We start from the raw sequence: 13694 nt of genomic DNA, 5'->3' as shown, positions 1-13694 counted from the left end.
CCGGTCGGCGACCGGCCGGGCCCCGGGGCGGGCGCACCGGCCGCCGCCGGTCAGGCCTCGTCGCGCACCAGCGCCAGCAGCCGGTCCAGGACCCGGGGCCCGCCCGCGCGCACCCCGTCGTGCTCGTACTCGTTCGTCACCCAGGTCCGCAGCCCCCGGATCGCCGCCGCCGTGCGCAGCGAGTCCGCGGTGTCGACGTACATGTCGTCGTGGTAGACGGCCGCCGCGACCGGGACCTCGTTGGCGGCGAGCCGCTCGGGGTCGTACAGCACGGGCCAGTCGGTGCGCCGGGCGAGGAGTTCGGCGGTCTCGCGGAGCGGGCGCAGCGCCGGGTCGACGTCGAAGTGCCAGGGGTGGATGGTCTCGCCGGTGAAGAGGACCGGGCCGTCGCCCGCCAGCGCGGTGGCCGCGTCGAACTGCGGGAACTCACCCCGTACGCGTTCCGCCGCCCAGTCCGTGGCCCGCTCGCCCTGGCCGTAGATGGCCTCGTGCAGCAGGGCGTACAGCGGGTGCCCGGCGAAGGAGGCGGCGGTGCGCATCGCTTCCTGGAAGGCGTCGGAGAGTTCGGTGGCGCCCGGGGTGCGGACGAAGGCGTTCTCCAGCAGGTAGTGGAGCTGGTGGCTGCCGCTGCCGGAGCCGAGCATGATGCCGAGCGACTGGAAGCCCTCGGGGGTGAGCCGGTGTCCGGCGTTCTCGGGCCGGTGCTCGGCGAGGTACGCGACGATGGCGCGGGCGCGCTCGACGTCCTGCGGGTAGCGGGCGTAGTGGGCGGCGACCTTCCGTTCGATACGCGGGTACGCGGCCCGGTAGACATCGTCCGCGTGCGCGTCCAGCGAGGGCAGCCCGCCGGTGATAAGGACCGCCGCGAGGCCCTCGGGCGCCGAGGAGAGATAGCGGACCGCGCAGAAGCCGCCGAAGGACTGACCGAGGACCGTCCAGGGCGCCCCGCCGGTGAGCCGCTGCCGGATCAGCTCGCAGTCGCGGACGATGGAGTCGGAACGGAAGTGGGCGAGGTAGTCGGCCTGTTCGCGCGGCCCGCCGCGCAGCGGGAGGGTCTGCCGGTTGGCCGGGGTGGACAGCCCGGTGCCGCGCTGGTCGAGGAGGAGCACGCGGAACTCGCGCAGGGCGCGGCCGAGCCAGGCCTCCGTGCCGACGAAACGGCGTGCGCCGAAGCCGGGGCCGCCCTCCAGGTAGACCAGCCAGGGCAGTTCCTCGCCGGCCCGGGAGGCGGCGACCGCTTCGCGGCCGTAGACCTCGATCTGCTCGCCGCCGGGGTCGCTGTGGTCGAGGGGGACGGTGAAGCGCCGGTCGGTGAGGACGACACCGGGCTGCCGGTAACTGCTCACGGGGAACTCCTGAATCCGGGGTGCGGGCTGATCCGGGCGAAAGGGCCAGTTCAGCACATGCCCTCCCGGCCACGGACGAAGGGGCCGTGCCCCGGACGGTCCCGGCCCGTGTGCGTCGCGGCCGGGTCGCTCCTACCGTGCAGACATGATCCGGTTCGAAGAGGTCGGCAAGGTCTATCCGGACGGGACGACGGCGGTCGACGGGCTGTCCTTCGAGGTGGCGGAGGGTGAGCTGGTGACCCTGGTGGGTCCGTCCGGCTGCGGCAAGACGACCACGATGATGATGGTGAACCGGCTGATCGAGCCGACCTCGGGCCGGATCCTGGTGGACGGCGAGGACATCGCCGGGACCGACCCGGTGAAGCTGCGCCGGCGGATCGGCTATGTGATCCAGCAGGTGGGCCTCTTCCCGCACCGGACCGTCCTGGACAACACAGCGACCGTACCGGCGCTGGTCGGCTGGAAGCGGGCGCGGGCCCGGGAGCGGGCGGCGGAGCTGCTGGACCTGGTGGGCCTGGACCCGAAGACGTACGGCTCGCGCTATCCGGCGCAGCTCTCCGGTGGCCAGCGGCAGCGGGTGGGGGTGGCGCGGGCGCTCGCGGCGGATCCGCCGGTGCTGCTGATGGACGAGCCGTTCGGGGCGGTGGACCCGGTGGTGCGGGAGCGGCTGCAGAACGAGTTCCTGGCTCTCCAGCAGCGGGTGCGCAAGACGGTGCTCCTGGTGACGCACGACATCGAGGAGGCGGTGCGGATGGGCGACCGGATCGCGGTGTACGGGGAGGGGCGCATCGAGCAGTTCGACACCCCGGCCGCCGTGCTGGGCACCCCGGCGACGCCGTACGTGGCCCGGTTCGTGGGCTCCGACCGGGGGCTGAAGCGGCTGTCGGTCACCGCGATCGAGCCGGAGGACCTGGAGGAGCCGCCGGTGGCCCTGCTGGCGGAGCCGGCCCGGGAGGCGGCGGCCCGGCTGGGGGCGGCGGGGGCCCGGTGGGCGGTGGTGCTGAACGGCGGGGGCGAGCTGCACGGCTGGGTGTCGGCGGACGCGCTGCGGTCGGCCGGGGAGGGGGCGACGGTGGGTTCTCTGGCCCGCCGGATGGACGCGTGGGTTCCGGTGGGCGCGCCGCTGAAGCAGGCGTTCAGCGAGATGCTCCAGCACGACGCGGGATGGGTGGCGGTGCTGGACGGGGCCCGGTTCCTCGGCGTGCTCACCCCGGCGAAGCTGCACGAGGCGCTGCGCCGGTCGGTGGACGCCGACGCACAGGGGGTGGGCCGTGAGGAGGTGGAGTTCGACTCGGTGGCGGACGCCTAGGGGCGGGGGTGATCGGACACACCTTGCCCGCGTTTGCATATAACCCGCGTGCGCAATTATTGTTGACGCCAGTAAACGTCGCACGCCAGAGATTCCGGCGTACGGCGCGCACGAGGCACACCGCTGCACCGCTCTACCGGAAGGCCGTCACATGTCCACCGTCCCCACCGTCACGCTCAACAACGGCGTGACCATCCCCCAGCTCGGCTTCGGCGTCTTCCAGGTGCCCGACGACGAGACCACCGCCGCCGTCTCCGCCGCGCTGGAGGCCGGCTACCGGTCCATCGACACCGCGGCGATCTACGGCAACGAGGTCGGCGTGGGCCGGGCGCTGGCCGCCTCCGGGATCCCCCGCGAGGAGCTGTTCATCACCACGAAGGTGTGGAACGCCGACCAGGGCTACGACGCGACGCTCGCCGCCTTCGACGCGAGCCTGGCCAAGCTCGGCCTCGACTACGTCGACCTCTACCTGATCCACTGGCCGACGCCCGCCCACGACCTGTACCCGGAGAGCTGGCGCGCCCTGGAGAAGCTGGTCGCCGACGGCCGGATCCGCGCGGCCGGGGTCTCCAACTTCCAGCCCGCGCATCTGAGCCGGCTGCTGGAGACGGGCACGCTCGTCCCCGCCGTCAACCAGGTCGAACTGCACCCGGGCCTTCAGCAGGCCGAACTGCGCGCCTTCCACGCCGAGCACGGCATCGCCACCGAGGCGTGGAGCCCGCTGGCCCAGGGCGCGCTGCTCAAGGAGGAGGCGCTGGTCTCCATCGCCGAGCGGCACGGCAAGTCCCCGGCCCAGGTGGTGCTGCGCTGGCACCTCCAGCTCGGCAACATCGTGATCCCCAAGTCGGTCACGCCCGAGCGGATCCGGCAGAACATCGACGTCTTCAACTTCGAGCTGTCGGACGCGGAGATGGACGCCGTCGCCGCGCTGGACCGGGGCATGCGCACCGGCCCGGACCCCGACACGCTCAACTGACCCGGTTCACGGGTCAGCGTCCGCGGCGGTAGCTGCTGCCGTCCCGGGGCCGCACCAGCAGCCCCGCCACGACGAGATAGCGGCGCAGCGCGGAGCAGTCCTCGTGGACGGTGAGCAGCGCCTCGTTCACCTCGCGCTCGGTGTACGAACGCTCCCGCTCGAACAGCGTGTCGGCGAGGTGTACGAGCAGCTGCTCCCGACGGGCCTCCTTGCGCGGGATCGCGACCAGGCGGCCGTGCGAGAAGAGCGCCTCGACCCGGTGGGTGCGAGGGGTCGGCGACAGGGGCGTGAGGGTCTCTTGTTCGGCGGGCATGGCCGGAAGCGTCGCAGGCTTCCGAAGGACGGGCAACGCGTTTTCCTCGCGTTGCCCGTCTTCGCGTTGCCCGTGCCCACGTCGCCCGCCCTCGCGTTGACAGACCCGCACCGGCCAGGTTGTGATGGGAGGCGTGCAGCGTGACGTCGGCCAAAGAGATCTGGGCCAGCCGACGGTCAAGCCGGCACCTTCTTCCCAGGGATGACGCCATGAGTCCACTCATCGCCCCCTGCCTCTGAGCAGCCGCGCTCCGAGCAACCGTGCTCCGAGCGCCTTCACGTCCGAACCACCTCACCGCGGACACTCCGCGACGCCGGGCCCTCGCCTGCCCGCATTTCTCACGGGAGACCCAGAACCTCCATGCCCCATGCCTTCCAGCAGTCCGTCATCACCGAGTTCCGCGCCAACGCGGGGAAGGTCGGCGGCCCCTTCGAGGGCGCCGACCTCCTCCTGCTCACCACCACCGGCGCCCGCTCCGGGAAGCCGCACACCACACCGCTCGGATACGTACGCGACGGCCGCCGGCTGCTCGTCATCGGCTCCAACCTCGGCGCACCGCTGCATCCGGACTGGTACCGCAATCTCCTCGCCCACCCCTCCGTCCAGGTGGAGTTGGGGGACGAGGAGTTCCCGTCCCTCGCCGTACCGGCCGAAGGGGCCCGGCGCGACGAGCTGTTCGCCCGGGTGGTGGCCGAAGCGCCCGGCTACGCGGAGTACCAGGCCGCGACCGACCGGGTGCTGCCGGTCGTGGTCCTGGAGCTTCCGGACCCCGACGACACACCTCGCCCGATCACCTCGCTCGCCGACAAGCTGATGGAGGTGCACACCTGGCTGCGCGCCCAACTCCTGCACGTACACGCGGAGACGGAGGCGCACTTCGCCGCGCGGGCCGCCCACGGCGGTGCGGGCGAGCCGCCCGCGCCCGGTCTCGGGCTGCAGATCCGGCAGCGCTGCCTGGCGTTCTGCCAGGCGCTGGAGTTCCACCACACGGCCGAGGACGGCCATATGTTCCCCACCATGGAGGGCTACCACCCCCACCTGGCCGACGTCTTCGAGCGGCTGCGGGAGGAGCACCGCGGCATCGGGGAGCTCCAGTCGGCGCTCGCCGCCCTGCTGGCCGGTGCCGCCATCGCGGAGCCGGACCGCTTCCGTACCGAACTGACCCGGATGACTGAGGAGTTGACGGCCCACCTCGACTACGAGGAGGAGCAGATCCTGCCGCTCCTGGCCGATGTGCCCTGGCCCCCGGCCCCGCCCGCCTCCTGAGCCGTCGGCCGGCTCAGCCCTTCGGGAGGAGCTTCTTCGACTCCAGGTAGGTGCGCGCGACGTCCTCGGGCAGCCGGCGCCAACTGTCGACCTGTTCGTTCATCGAAGCCAGGTCGGCGGTGGTCAGTACGGTGTTGAGCCGGCCGAGGGCGTCGCGCACCCCGGTGCTCCCGGCGCGGGCGCGGTTGACGACGGGGACCACGTAGTCCGCGTTCTGGAGGTTCTTGTCGTCCTCCAGCAGGACCAGGCCGAACTGGTCCAGGGTGGCGTCGGTCGTGGTGGTCAGCACCATCTGGTCCTGGCCGTTCTGCACCGCCTGTTTCGCCTGGGTGGTGCCGACGCCCTTCGGGTCGACGGCTACGACGTCGATGCCGTACGTCGTGCGCAGCCCGGGGGCGCAGTAGGGCCGCTGCACGCATTCGTCGCCCGCCGCCAGCCGTACGGGCAGCTTCGCCGCGCCGACGTCGCTGAGGGTCTTGAGCCCGTGCTTCCTCGCGTACGCGGCGGTGACCGCGAAGGCGTTCTGGTCGACGGCCCGGCCCGGGTCGAGCACGGTCAGCCCGCGCGGGGCGGCCAGGGCGCGCAGTGCCTTCATGGTGGCGGTGAGGTCGGGCGATCCGACGGGCTCCGCGTCGGCTCCTTCGGCCTTGGCGTTCAGCCAGTCGGCGAAGGTCGCCGCGTACTCCGCGACGACGTCGATCTGGCCTTTCTCCAGGGCGGGTTCGTAGATCTCCCGGTTGGTGACGGAGATGAGGTCGGCGGAGTATCCGGCGTTCTCCAGGAGCAGGGCGTACATCTGGGCGAGCAGGTCGCTCTCGGTGAATCCGGCCGAGCCGACGGTGAGTTCACTGCTGTCGCCGGGCGGTGCGGTGACCTCGCCCTGGTTCTCCAGGCTGGGGCCCGTGGTGCAGGCGGTGGCGGCGAGGAGGGCCAGCGCGGCCAGGGCCCGGCGGGCGCGGTTCACACGGCCTCCCGTCCGCGCCGGGGCGCGAGGCGCTGCCCCGCCTCGAAGAGGCCTTCGACGAGGAGGGCGAAGACGGCCACGAGGATCGCTCCGGCCACCACCTGCGGGGTGGCGGCGAGGTTGAAGCCGGCGGTGATGATCCGGCCCAGTCCCCCGCCACCGGCCAGTGCGGCGAGGGTGGCGGTGGCGACCAGCTGCACGGCGGCGATCCGTACGCCGGTGAGGATCAGCGGGAGGGCGAGCGGCAGTTCCACGCCCAGCAGCATCTGGCGTCCGGTCATGCCCATGCCCCGGGCGGCCCGGACGACGTCCCGGTCGACCTCGCGCATGCCGACGTAGGCGTTGGTGAGGAGCGGCGGCACGGCGAACAGCACCAGCGCGATGATCGTCGACCACTGGCCGTACGTGCCGACGGGGGTGAGCAGCAGCAGGACCAGCACGGCGAAGGTGGGCACGGCCCGGCCGATGTTGGAGAGGTTGACGGCGAGCGCGCCGCCCTTGCCGAGGTGGCCCAGGACCAGGGCGACGGGCAGGGCGATCAGGCAGCTGATGAGCAGGCAGACGACGGTGAGGAAGAGATGTTCGCCGAGCCGGTTCCAGACCCCGTCGGGCCCGGACCAGTGCGCGGCGGTGGTGAGCCAGGACCAGGTGTCCGCCAGGGTGTTCACGCCCGCCTCCCGTTCCGGTGCGTGTTCACGCCTGCCTCCGGGTCCAGGGCGTCAGCAGTCGGCCCGCCCCCAGGAGCAGCAGGTCGGCGGCGACGGCGATGACGACGCACAGGACGGAGGCGGTGAGCACCTGGGCCTTGAAGTAGGTGTTCATGCCGGAGTAGATGAGGTTGCCGAGTCCGCCGTGGCCGACGATCGCCCCGACGGTGACCAGCGAGACCGCGGAGACGGTGGCGATGCGCAGCCCGGCCATGGCGGCGGGCAGCGCGAGCGGGAGTTCCACGGCGAGCAGCAGGCGCAGCGGCCCGTAGCCCATGCCGCGCGCGGCCTGCCGGGTCTCCTCCGGGACGGCCCGGAGCCCGGCCAGGATGTTGCGGACGAGCAGCGTCAGCGAGTAGAGGACAAGACCCGCGACGACGAGCGCGGCGGAGAGTCCGTACAGCGGCAGCAGCAGCGAGAACATCGCCAGCGACGGAATCGTGTACAGGATCGTCGTCAGCCCGAGCACCGGCCCGGCCGCCCAGCGCCACCGGCGGGCCGCCAGGGCCAGCGGGACGGCGAGCACCAGGGCGACGGCCACGGCGGCGGACGTCAGCTGGAGGTGTTGCAGCACCGCGTCCACGAGGATCTCGCGACGGCTGGAGAGATAGGCGCCGCAGATCCACTCATTGCGGGCGAGGCAGTCGTCCGGGGGCGCCATCACCTGTTCATTCGAGCGCGGCGGCGGTGCCGTCGCAGGTCAGGGGCGGCCGTTCGGGGGGTTCGCGGTACCGCGCGAACAGGAGCTTTCGGCACACTTTCGGGCACGGGAACAGGATCGGAAGCGAAAGCGGAACGACCTGGGCCGTACGAGCAACCCTCCATGGCCCGCTGCCGTCTTGATCAATGACAGGACGGTTCGCCGCGTGTGACGAGCGGCGTCCAACCCCCACATGATCCGGGCCTGCACGACCGGCCGACTATACTCCCCATGTATACATAGAGGGTATAGCCGTCCCGGTGCGGGCCCGGCACCGCGCGGAAGGCACCCATGCAGACCAAGGCACTGGCGCCCGAGTACCAGGGAGCTCTCACCAAGATGTCGGTGAACGCCTCCCTCACCGACGTACTGGCCGAGGGAGTACGCCATCTGAGGCAGGCCGAGCTCTCCGGATCGCAGGAGGAGGTGGCCCGCTCCGGCCTCGCCGTGGCCGAGGCCCACCGCAGGCTCGGGCACGTGGCGGAGGCCGACCGGGCCTGGAAGGCCAGCTACCGGGCCGCGCGGGCGGCCGGGAACACCGGGGCGATGGCCTGGGCCCTGTGGAGCGGCGGCACGCTGGCACGGCAGCGCGGTGCGCTGCGGCTCGCGTTCCGGCTGCTCGGCCTCGCCGCGGAGCTGGGCAAGCGGGGCGGCGATGTGGTCGCCCGCGGCTACTCCCTGGCGGGTCTCGCCGAGACCGGGCGGATCCAGGGCGACTACGCCACCGTCGCGACGCTGCACGAACAGCTGCTGGCCGAGGCGCGCGCCCGGGGCGAGGCCCGGCACACCGTCTGGGCGCTGGAGGGCATCGCGCAGATCCACCGCAACACCGGCTCGCTGGACACGGCGCTGGAGATGTTCGAGGAGGCGGCGGTCCTGGCTGGCGACGCGGACGACCGGCGGGGCCGGGCCTGGGCGCTGCGCGGCATCGCCGACATCGTTTCCCTCCGGGACGGGGCGACCGGGCGGGCCCTGGAACTGCTCTCCGAGGCCGAGGTCACCTGCCGCGAGATGAAGCTCTCCAGCGCCCTGGCGTACAACCACAAGATGCGGGCCAACGTGCTGTTCCGGGCCGGGCGGTACGAGGAGGCCCGCGAGGTCTACGAGCAGGCGCTCGGCGAGTTCCGCGCGATGGACGAGCCGCGCGGCGAGGCGCTGTCCTCGCTCGGCCTGGTCAAGGCGCGGGCCAGGCTCGGCCGGGACCGCGGCGCCACCGCCGCCGACCTGGACGAACTGCGCGGCAGGCTCAGCCGGATCGGGCTGCTGAACGCCCGGGAGATGGTGGAGAAGGCGTACGCCGAACTCGGCGTGGAACAGCCCGTGGTGGACGGGAGGGGCGACCGCACATGACGCTCTCCACGACCCGCCGGGCGAGTGCCCCGCAGATACTGGACCGGTGCCGCGAGCTGGTCCGCCCGGCCCTGGTGGAGTCGGTCGGCCGGCTGCACCCCTGGCACGCGGAGACGGCGGCGTTCTCACTGGGCTGGAGCGGCACCGGCGGCGAGCCGGTGCCCGGATCGCAGGGCAAGGGGGTGCGCCAGGCGCTCGCGGTGCTCGGCGCGGAGGCCGCGGGCGGCAGCGGCTCGGACGCGGTACTCGGCGCGGTCGCCGTCGAGCTGATCCACACCTTCTCGCTGATCCACGACGACATCATGGACGGCGACGAGACCCGTCGCCGCCGGCCGACGCTCTGGAAGGCGTACGGCACGGGCCCGGCGGTCCTCGCGGGGGACGCCCTGTTCGCGCTGGCCGTCGCCACGCTGGCGGAGGCTCCCGGTCCGGGCGGTCCGGCGGCGGTGCGGCAACTGGCGGGCGCGCTGGGCGATCTGGTGCGCGGTCAGGCGCAGGACCTGCTCTTCGAGTCCCGGCCGTGGACCGGGCCCGGGGCGGTCCTGCCGCACGAGTACCGGTCGATGGCCACCCTCAAGACGGGTTCTCTGCTCGGCTGCGCGGCCGCCCTGGGCGCGGTGCTGGCCGGCGCTCCGGCGTCCACCGCCGAGGCGCTGGACCAGGCGGGGCGGCATGTGGGGGTGGCGTTCCAGGCGGTGGACGATCTGCTCGGGATCTGGGGCGATCCGCAGGTGACCGGCAAGCCGGTGCACAGCGATCTGCGACGGCTGAAGAAGACCTACCCGGTGCTCGCGGCCCTGTCCGCCGACCATCCGGCGGCCCGACGGCTCGACGCGCTGCTCGCCTCCGCCGGACCGCTCGACGACCGGGCGGCGCGCCGTGCGGCCGAGCTGATCGACGAGGCCGGCGGGCGACGGGCGACGATCGCCGAGGCGCGGGAGCATCTGGCGGCGGCCCGCGCCTGTCTGGACCGGGTGCCGCTGGCCGAGGAGGCGCGCACGGATCTGCTGACGCTGATCCCGTATCTCGTGGACCGCACCGGCTGATCCCGTGGACCGCACCACCCCGGCCCGTGGCCGCCCGCCGGAAATCGGTGGGCGGCCACGGGCCGTCGTCCGGCACGATGGACGCTGTTCGGGCTTCGCCAGCGCAGCCGCCGTGACGACGTTAGGACTCCCCCGGCATGACCGCCCGCCCCGCTCCCGTCCAGGCGCTGCTCGTCGTCGATGTCCAGTCGGCGTTCGTCGCGGGTGACGCCGCCGTGCCCGACGCGCCCCGGCTGCTGGACCGGGTGACGGATCTGATCGGGCGGGCCCGCCGAGCCGGGGCGCTCGTCGTGCATCTGCAGAACGACGGCCCGGCCGGGGAGCCCGACGAGCCCGGCACGCCCGGGTGGGAGCTGCATCTGCCGGTGCGCACCGGACCGGGCGAGACCGTGATCCGCAAGAGCGAGGACGACGGCTTCGAGGAGACCTCGCTGGCGGCCGAGCTGACGGCGGCGGGCGTCCGGTCGCTCGCCGTCTGCGGGGTGATGTCGGAGATGTGCGTGCTCGCCACCGCCCGCCGGGCCCTGGAGCTGGACTACCGGGTCGTCCTGCCGCACGACGCCCACGCCACGTACGACATTCCGGCCGCGCCGGACATCAGCGACGTGGTTCCGGCGGCGATGGCCTCGCGGGTCGCGGAATGGGCGCTGGGCGACGAGGTGGAGATCGTGGCGCGCGCCGCGGACGTCGCTTTCGACACCGCGGACGGCACGACGGACGGCAGCACGAGAACGGCGTAATCGGCCGATAGATGGTGATGCCATCCGATGCGCCGATCGGCGGTGTGCGGTAAAGCGGAAAAAGGTGACGGTATAACCGGCGCCATACGTACGGAGCACTGCCGCAATTCCGTGCGACAGCCCCGCGCACGCCCTTTCGCGACCTGCCCAGAATGGGGTCGCAGCCACGCTCCGGACTCTCCCGCGGCCACTCGAACGGCCCTCCGGAACGCGTCATCCTCGTGTGGTCGTATGAGCGAGTCACGCGCACGATTTCGCCACATCTCTGCGAAAGTGCAGTTCGGCTTTGGGCCCGGTGGGCCTTACTGACCGGATTGAGCGAAGAGAGCCGTGCGTGCTGCACATGCGTCGTGAAGAAAGACAATTGACGGTCCTTCATTTGGTTCAGCCCGTGGACGGCGGAGTGGCCCGGGTCGTCACCGATCTCGTCAGGGCCCAGGCCGGGTCGGGACTCCGCCCCGTGGTGGCCTGCCCGCCCGGGAGTCCGCTGGCTCTCGGGGCGGCGTCGGCGGGCGCCGAGGTCCACGACTGGTCCGTCACCCGGGCCCCCGGGCCCCGGCTGGCCGGTGAGGTCGCCGCCGCGCGACGTATCGTCCGCGCGAGCCGCCCGCACGTGGTGCACGCCCACAGCGCCAAGGCGGGACTGGCGGGCCGGATCGCGGTGCGCGGCCGGGTTCCCACGGTGTTCCAGCCGCACGCCTGGTCGTTCGAGGCCGTCGGCGGGCGCACCGCCGAACTCGCCCTCGGCTGGGAGCGGTTCGGGGCACGCTGGGCCGATCACATCCTGTGCGTCAGTGAGTCGGAGCGCCGCACCGGCCAGGAGGCGGGCATCGCGGCCCGCTGGTCGGTCATCCACAACGGCATCGACCTCGACCGCTTCCGCCCCGGCGGCCGCGCGGAGGCCCGCGCCTCGCTGCCCTTATGGGACGGTGTCGACCGCGATGCCCCGCTGGTGGTCTGCGTCGGCCGGCTGACCCGGCAGAAGGGGCAGGACGTCCTGCTGCGGGCCTGGCGCCGGATGCCGGTGGCCGGGGCCCGGCTGGTCCTGGTGGGCGACGGTCCCGACCGGGGCGCCCTGGAGGAGTCGGCCCCGCCGGGCGTGCTGTTCACCGGAGCCTGCGCGGACGTACGGCCGTGGATCCACGCGGCGGACGTCCTCGTACTGCCCTCCCGCTGGGAAGGCATGGCCCTGGCCCCGCTGGAGGCGATGGCCTGCGGCCGCCCCGTCGTGATGACCGACGTGAACGGGGCGCGGGAGAGCCTGCCGCCCGGTCACGAGGACCACTGTCTGGTGCCTCCGGAGGATCCGGCGGCACTGGCCGCGGCGCTGACCGCGCTGCTCGCCGACCCGGAACTGCGCGAGGCGGTGTCCCACCGGGCCCTGCGCCACACCCGGGCGGCCTTCGACGTCCGACGGACCGCGGGGGCGGTTGCCGGTCTCTACCAGGAACTTGTCGGCATGTCCGGCCCCACGACGAGGAAGCGCACCGAGCGATGACGATGGAGAGTGCACCGGTTCCCGGATCCGGCCAGGCGACAGCCGTACAGGCTCACACGGTTCATCCGCCGCGAAGAAGCGGCGGCGGTGCACAGGTGCGGCCCGGGGAGCGCCGGGCCGTCCGGTACGGCCGTTCCGTGCCGCTGCTGTGCGCGGACGCCCTGGCCCCGGCCGTGACGTTCGCCCTGGTCGTCCCGGTCTCCTGGCCGTGGCTGCTGGTGGCGGCGCAGGCGGTGGCGCAGGTGCTGCTCTTCGCCCAACGCGGCCTGTACCGGATGCGTCTGTCCCCCTCGGTCCTCTCCGAACTGCCCGCGCTCACCGGTCTCACCCTCCTGCAGTGGTACGTGACCATGGAGGTGCTGGACGTCTGGGCCCCGCAGCTGGCGATCGGCTGGGCGGTGCTCGCGTACGGGGCCGGTACGCAGACCGCGCTGACCTGCGCGGGGCGTGCGGCCGCGTACCGGGCGCGGCGGCGGGCCGCCGTCCGCCGCCCGCTGTCCACGCTGGTCGTGGGCCAGGGCCCGTCGGCCCGTCAGGTGACGGCCGCCCTGTTCGACCACCCCGCGTACGGGCTGCGGCCGGTCGGTCTGGTCGCCTCCCCGGCGGCCGGGGAGGAGAAGCCGACGGCGGGTTCCGACACCGTGCCGCTGCCGGTGCTGGGTTCGCCCCAGGAGGTGGGGCGGGCGGTCGTGCAGAACAGCGTGCGGCACGCGGTGTTCACCGCACCGCCCGAGGCCACCCCGGACGGCGCCGCGCTCTTCACCCTGCTCACCGGACACGGCTGCCGGGTGTGGCTGGTCACCGGCCCCGGGGCGGTCGCGGGTCCTCCGGCGGGAGGCCGCCCCGATCATCTGTGGGGCTTCACCGCCCAGCCCCTGCACGACGGGACCGACCGTCCGCTCGGCCATGGGGTGAAGCGGGCGATGGACGCCGTCCTGGCGGCGGTCGGCCTGCTGCTGGCGGCCCCGGTGATGGCGGCCTGCGCCCTGGCCGTGCGGCTCTCCGACGGGCCGGGCGTGATCTTCCGGCAGGAGCGCGTCGGCCGGCACGGTCGTCCTTTCGTCCTGCTGAAGTTCCGTACGCTGCGGCCCGCCGACGTCCAGGAGTCGGCGACCCGCTGGAACGTCGCGTCCGACGGGCGGATGAGCCGGGTCGGCCGGATGCTGCGCCGGACCTCCCTCGACGAGCTGCCGCAGCTGTGGAACGTCCTGCGCGGCGATATGAGCATGGTCGGGCCCCGCCCCGAACGCCCCTTCTTCGTGGCGCAGTTCAGCCGCGCCCACCCCGGCTACCAGGCCCGCCACCGGATGCCGGTCGGCATCACGGGGCTGGCCCAGGTGAACGGGTTGCGGGGCGACACCTCGATCGAGGAGCGCGCCCGCTTCGACAACCGCTACATCGAGACCTGGTCGCTGTGGCAGGACGCGTGCGTGCTGGCGCGGACCGCCGGTTCCCTGTTCCGGCTCGGAGGCAGCTGAC

The 13694-nt window shown here is 73.1% G+C and carries 13 protein-coding genes; 8 read left to right on the top strand and 5 right to left on the bottom strand.

The features are described 5' to 3' along the window. Window positions 1-50 precede the first annotated feature (50 nt). On the bottom strand, window positions 51-1346 hold the full coding sequence (locus ACSMXR_RS34620) for an alpha/beta fold hydrolase (protein WP_473170738.1): 1296 nt from the start codon (window positions 1344-1346) through the stop codon (window positions 51-53). 145 nt (window positions 1347-1491) lie between these two features. On the opposite strand from ACSMXR_RS34620, the gene ACSMXR_RS34615 reads away from it, so the two are divergent. Continuing rightward, a complete protein-coding gene (locus ACSMXR_RS34615) occupies window positions 1492-2655 on the top strand; it encodes an ABC transporter ATP-binding protein (protein WP_473170737.1) in 1164 nt (387 codons plus the stop codon). A 151-nt stretch (window positions 2656-2806) separates the two neighbouring features. Further along, window positions 2807-3631 (top strand): aldo/keto reductase, encoded by an 825-nt coding sequence (locus ACSMXR_RS34610; RefSeq protein ID WP_473170736.1) that lies wholly within the window; start codon window positions 2807-2809, stop codon window positions 3629-3631. Between the two features lie 13 nt (window positions 3632-3644). Here the strand turns inward: ACSMXR_RS34610 and ACSMXR_RS34605 are convergent, their stop codons facing one another. After that, complete coding sequence (locus ACSMXR_RS34605) at window positions 3645-3944, bottom strand: DUF2087 domain-containing protein (protein WP_137235041.1); 300 nt, start codon at window positions 3942-3944, stop codon at window positions 3645-3647. Window positions 3945-4304: 360 nt separating this feature from the next. Here ACSMXR_RS34605 and ACSMXR_RS34600 point away from each other — a divergent pair, with 360 nt between their 5' ends. Further along, on the top strand, window positions 4305-5210 hold the full coding sequence (locus tag ACSMXR_RS34600) for a nitroreductase/quinone reductase family protein (protein ID WP_473170735.1): 906 nt from the start codon (window positions 4305-4307) through the stop codon (window positions 5208-5210). 13 nt (window positions 5211-5223) lie between these two features. Here ACSMXR_RS34600 and ACSMXR_RS34595 read toward each other — a convergent pair whose 3' ends face one another. From ACSMXR_RS34595 to ACSMXR_RS34585, 3 genes are read right to left on the bottom strand one after another with little or no spacing between them, the layout of a single operon-like run. Then, window positions 5224-6174: an ABC transporter substrate-binding protein gene (locus ACSMXR_RS34595; protein WP_473170734.1), complete on the bottom strand. Its 951-nt coding sequence runs from the start codon at window positions 6172-6174 to the stop codon at window positions 5224-5226. Then, window positions 6171-6842 carry an ABC transporter permease gene (locus ACSMXR_RS34590; protein WP_086778540.1) on the bottom strand — a complete coding sequence of 224 codons (672 nt, stop codon included), beginning with the start codon at window positions 6840-6842 and terminating at the stop codon, window positions 6171-6173. Before ACSMXR_RS34590 ends, ACSMXR_RS34595 begins: the two co-directional genes overlap by 4 nt. A 25-nt stretch (window positions 6843-6867) precedes the next feature. Continuing rightward, the gene (locus ACSMXR_RS34585) at window positions 6868-7545 is read right to left on the bottom strand and encodes an ABC transporter permease (protein ID WP_473170733.1); all 678 of its coding nucleotides are present in this window, start codon (window positions 7543-7545) and stop codon (window positions 6868-6870) included. Between the two features lie 327 nt (window positions 7546-7872). Here ACSMXR_RS34585 and ACSMXR_RS34580 point away from each other — a divergent pair, with 327 nt between their 5' ends. The 5 genes from ACSMXR_RS34580 (at window position 7873) to ACSMXR_RS34560 (ending at window position 13693) form a co-directional block, all read left to right on the top strand. Further along, window positions 7873-8931, top strand: a complete 1059-nt coding sequence (locus tag ACSMXR_RS34580) for a tetratricopeptide repeat protein (RefSeq protein WP_137235038.1) — start codon at window positions 7873-7875, stop codon at window positions 8929-8931. Further along, window positions 8928-9977: a polyprenyl synthetase family protein gene (locus ACSMXR_RS34575; RefSeq protein WP_473170732.1), complete on the top strand. Its 1050-nt coding sequence runs from the start codon at window positions 8928-8930 to the stop codon at window positions 9975-9977. The genes ACSMXR_RS34580 and ACSMXR_RS34575 overlap by 4 nt, the downstream gene beginning before the upstream one ends. A 137-nt stretch (window positions 9978-10114) precedes the next feature. Beyond that, complete coding sequence (locus ACSMXR_RS34570) at window positions 10115-10717, top strand: cysteine hydrolase family protein (RefSeq protein ID WP_381908736.1); 603 nt, start codon at window positions 10115-10117, stop codon at window positions 10715-10717. Window positions 10718-11060: 343 nt separating this feature from the next. Then, on the top strand, window positions 11061-12215 hold the full coding sequence (locus ACSMXR_RS34565; RefSeq protein ID WP_137235035.1) for a glycosyltransferase: 1155 nt from the start codon (window positions 11061-11063) through the stop codon (window positions 12213-12215). Continuing rightward, the gene (locus ACSMXR_RS34560; RefSeq protein WP_473170731.1) at window positions 12212-13693 is read left to right on the top strand and encodes a sugar transferase; all 1482 of its coding nucleotides are present in this window, start codon (window positions 12212-12214) and stop codon (window positions 13691-13693) included. Before ACSMXR_RS34565 ends, ACSMXR_RS34560 begins: the two co-directional genes overlap by 4 nt. Window position 13694 lies beyond the last annotated feature (1 nt).

It is taken from the genome of Streptomyces sp. DSM 106670 (assembly GCF_055792845.1).
Note: the sequence above shows the minus strand (reverse complement) of the source record. Positions and strands in the feature narration are given on the sequence as shown.

Bases quoted from the DNA above. Each gene is read 5' to 3' on its own strand.
- ACSMXR_RS34560 (WP_473170731.1), top strand. From the start codon at position 12,212: ATGACGATGGAGAGTGCACCGGTTCCCGGATCCGGCCAGGCGACAGCC.
- ACSMXR_RS34610 (WP_473170736.1), top strand. From the start codon at position 2,807: ATGTCCACCGTCCCCACCGTCACGCTCAACAACGGCGTGACCATCCCC.
- ACSMXR_RS34565 (WP_137235035.1), top strand. From the start codon at position 11,061: ATGCGTCGTGAAGAAAGACAATTGACGGTCCTTCATTTGGTTCAGCCC.
- ACSMXR_RS34575 (WP_473170732.1), top strand. From the start codon at position 8,928: ATGACGCTCTCCACGACCCGCCGGGCGAGTGCCCCGCAGATACTGGAC.
- ACSMXR_RS34570 (WP_381908736.1), top strand. From the start codon at position 10,115: ATGACCGCCCGCCCCGCTCCCGTCCAGGCGCTGCTCGTCGTCGATGTC.
- ACSMXR_RS34600 (WP_473170735.1), top strand. From the start codon at position 4,305: ATGCCCCATGCCTTCCAGCAGTCCGTCATCACCGAGTTCCGCGCCAAC.
- ACSMXR_RS34615 (WP_473170737.1), top strand. From the start codon at position 1,492: ATGATCCGGTTCGAAGAGGTCGGCAAGGTCTATCCGGACGGGACGACG.
- ACSMXR_RS34580 (WP_137235038.1), top strand. From the start codon at position 7,873: ATGCAGACCAAGGCACTGGCGCCCGAGTACCAGGGAGCTCTCACCAAG.
- ACSMXR_RS34605 (WP_137235041.1), bottom strand. From the start codon at position 3,944: ATGCCCGCCGAACAAGAGACCCTCACGCCCCTGTCGCCGACCCCTCGC.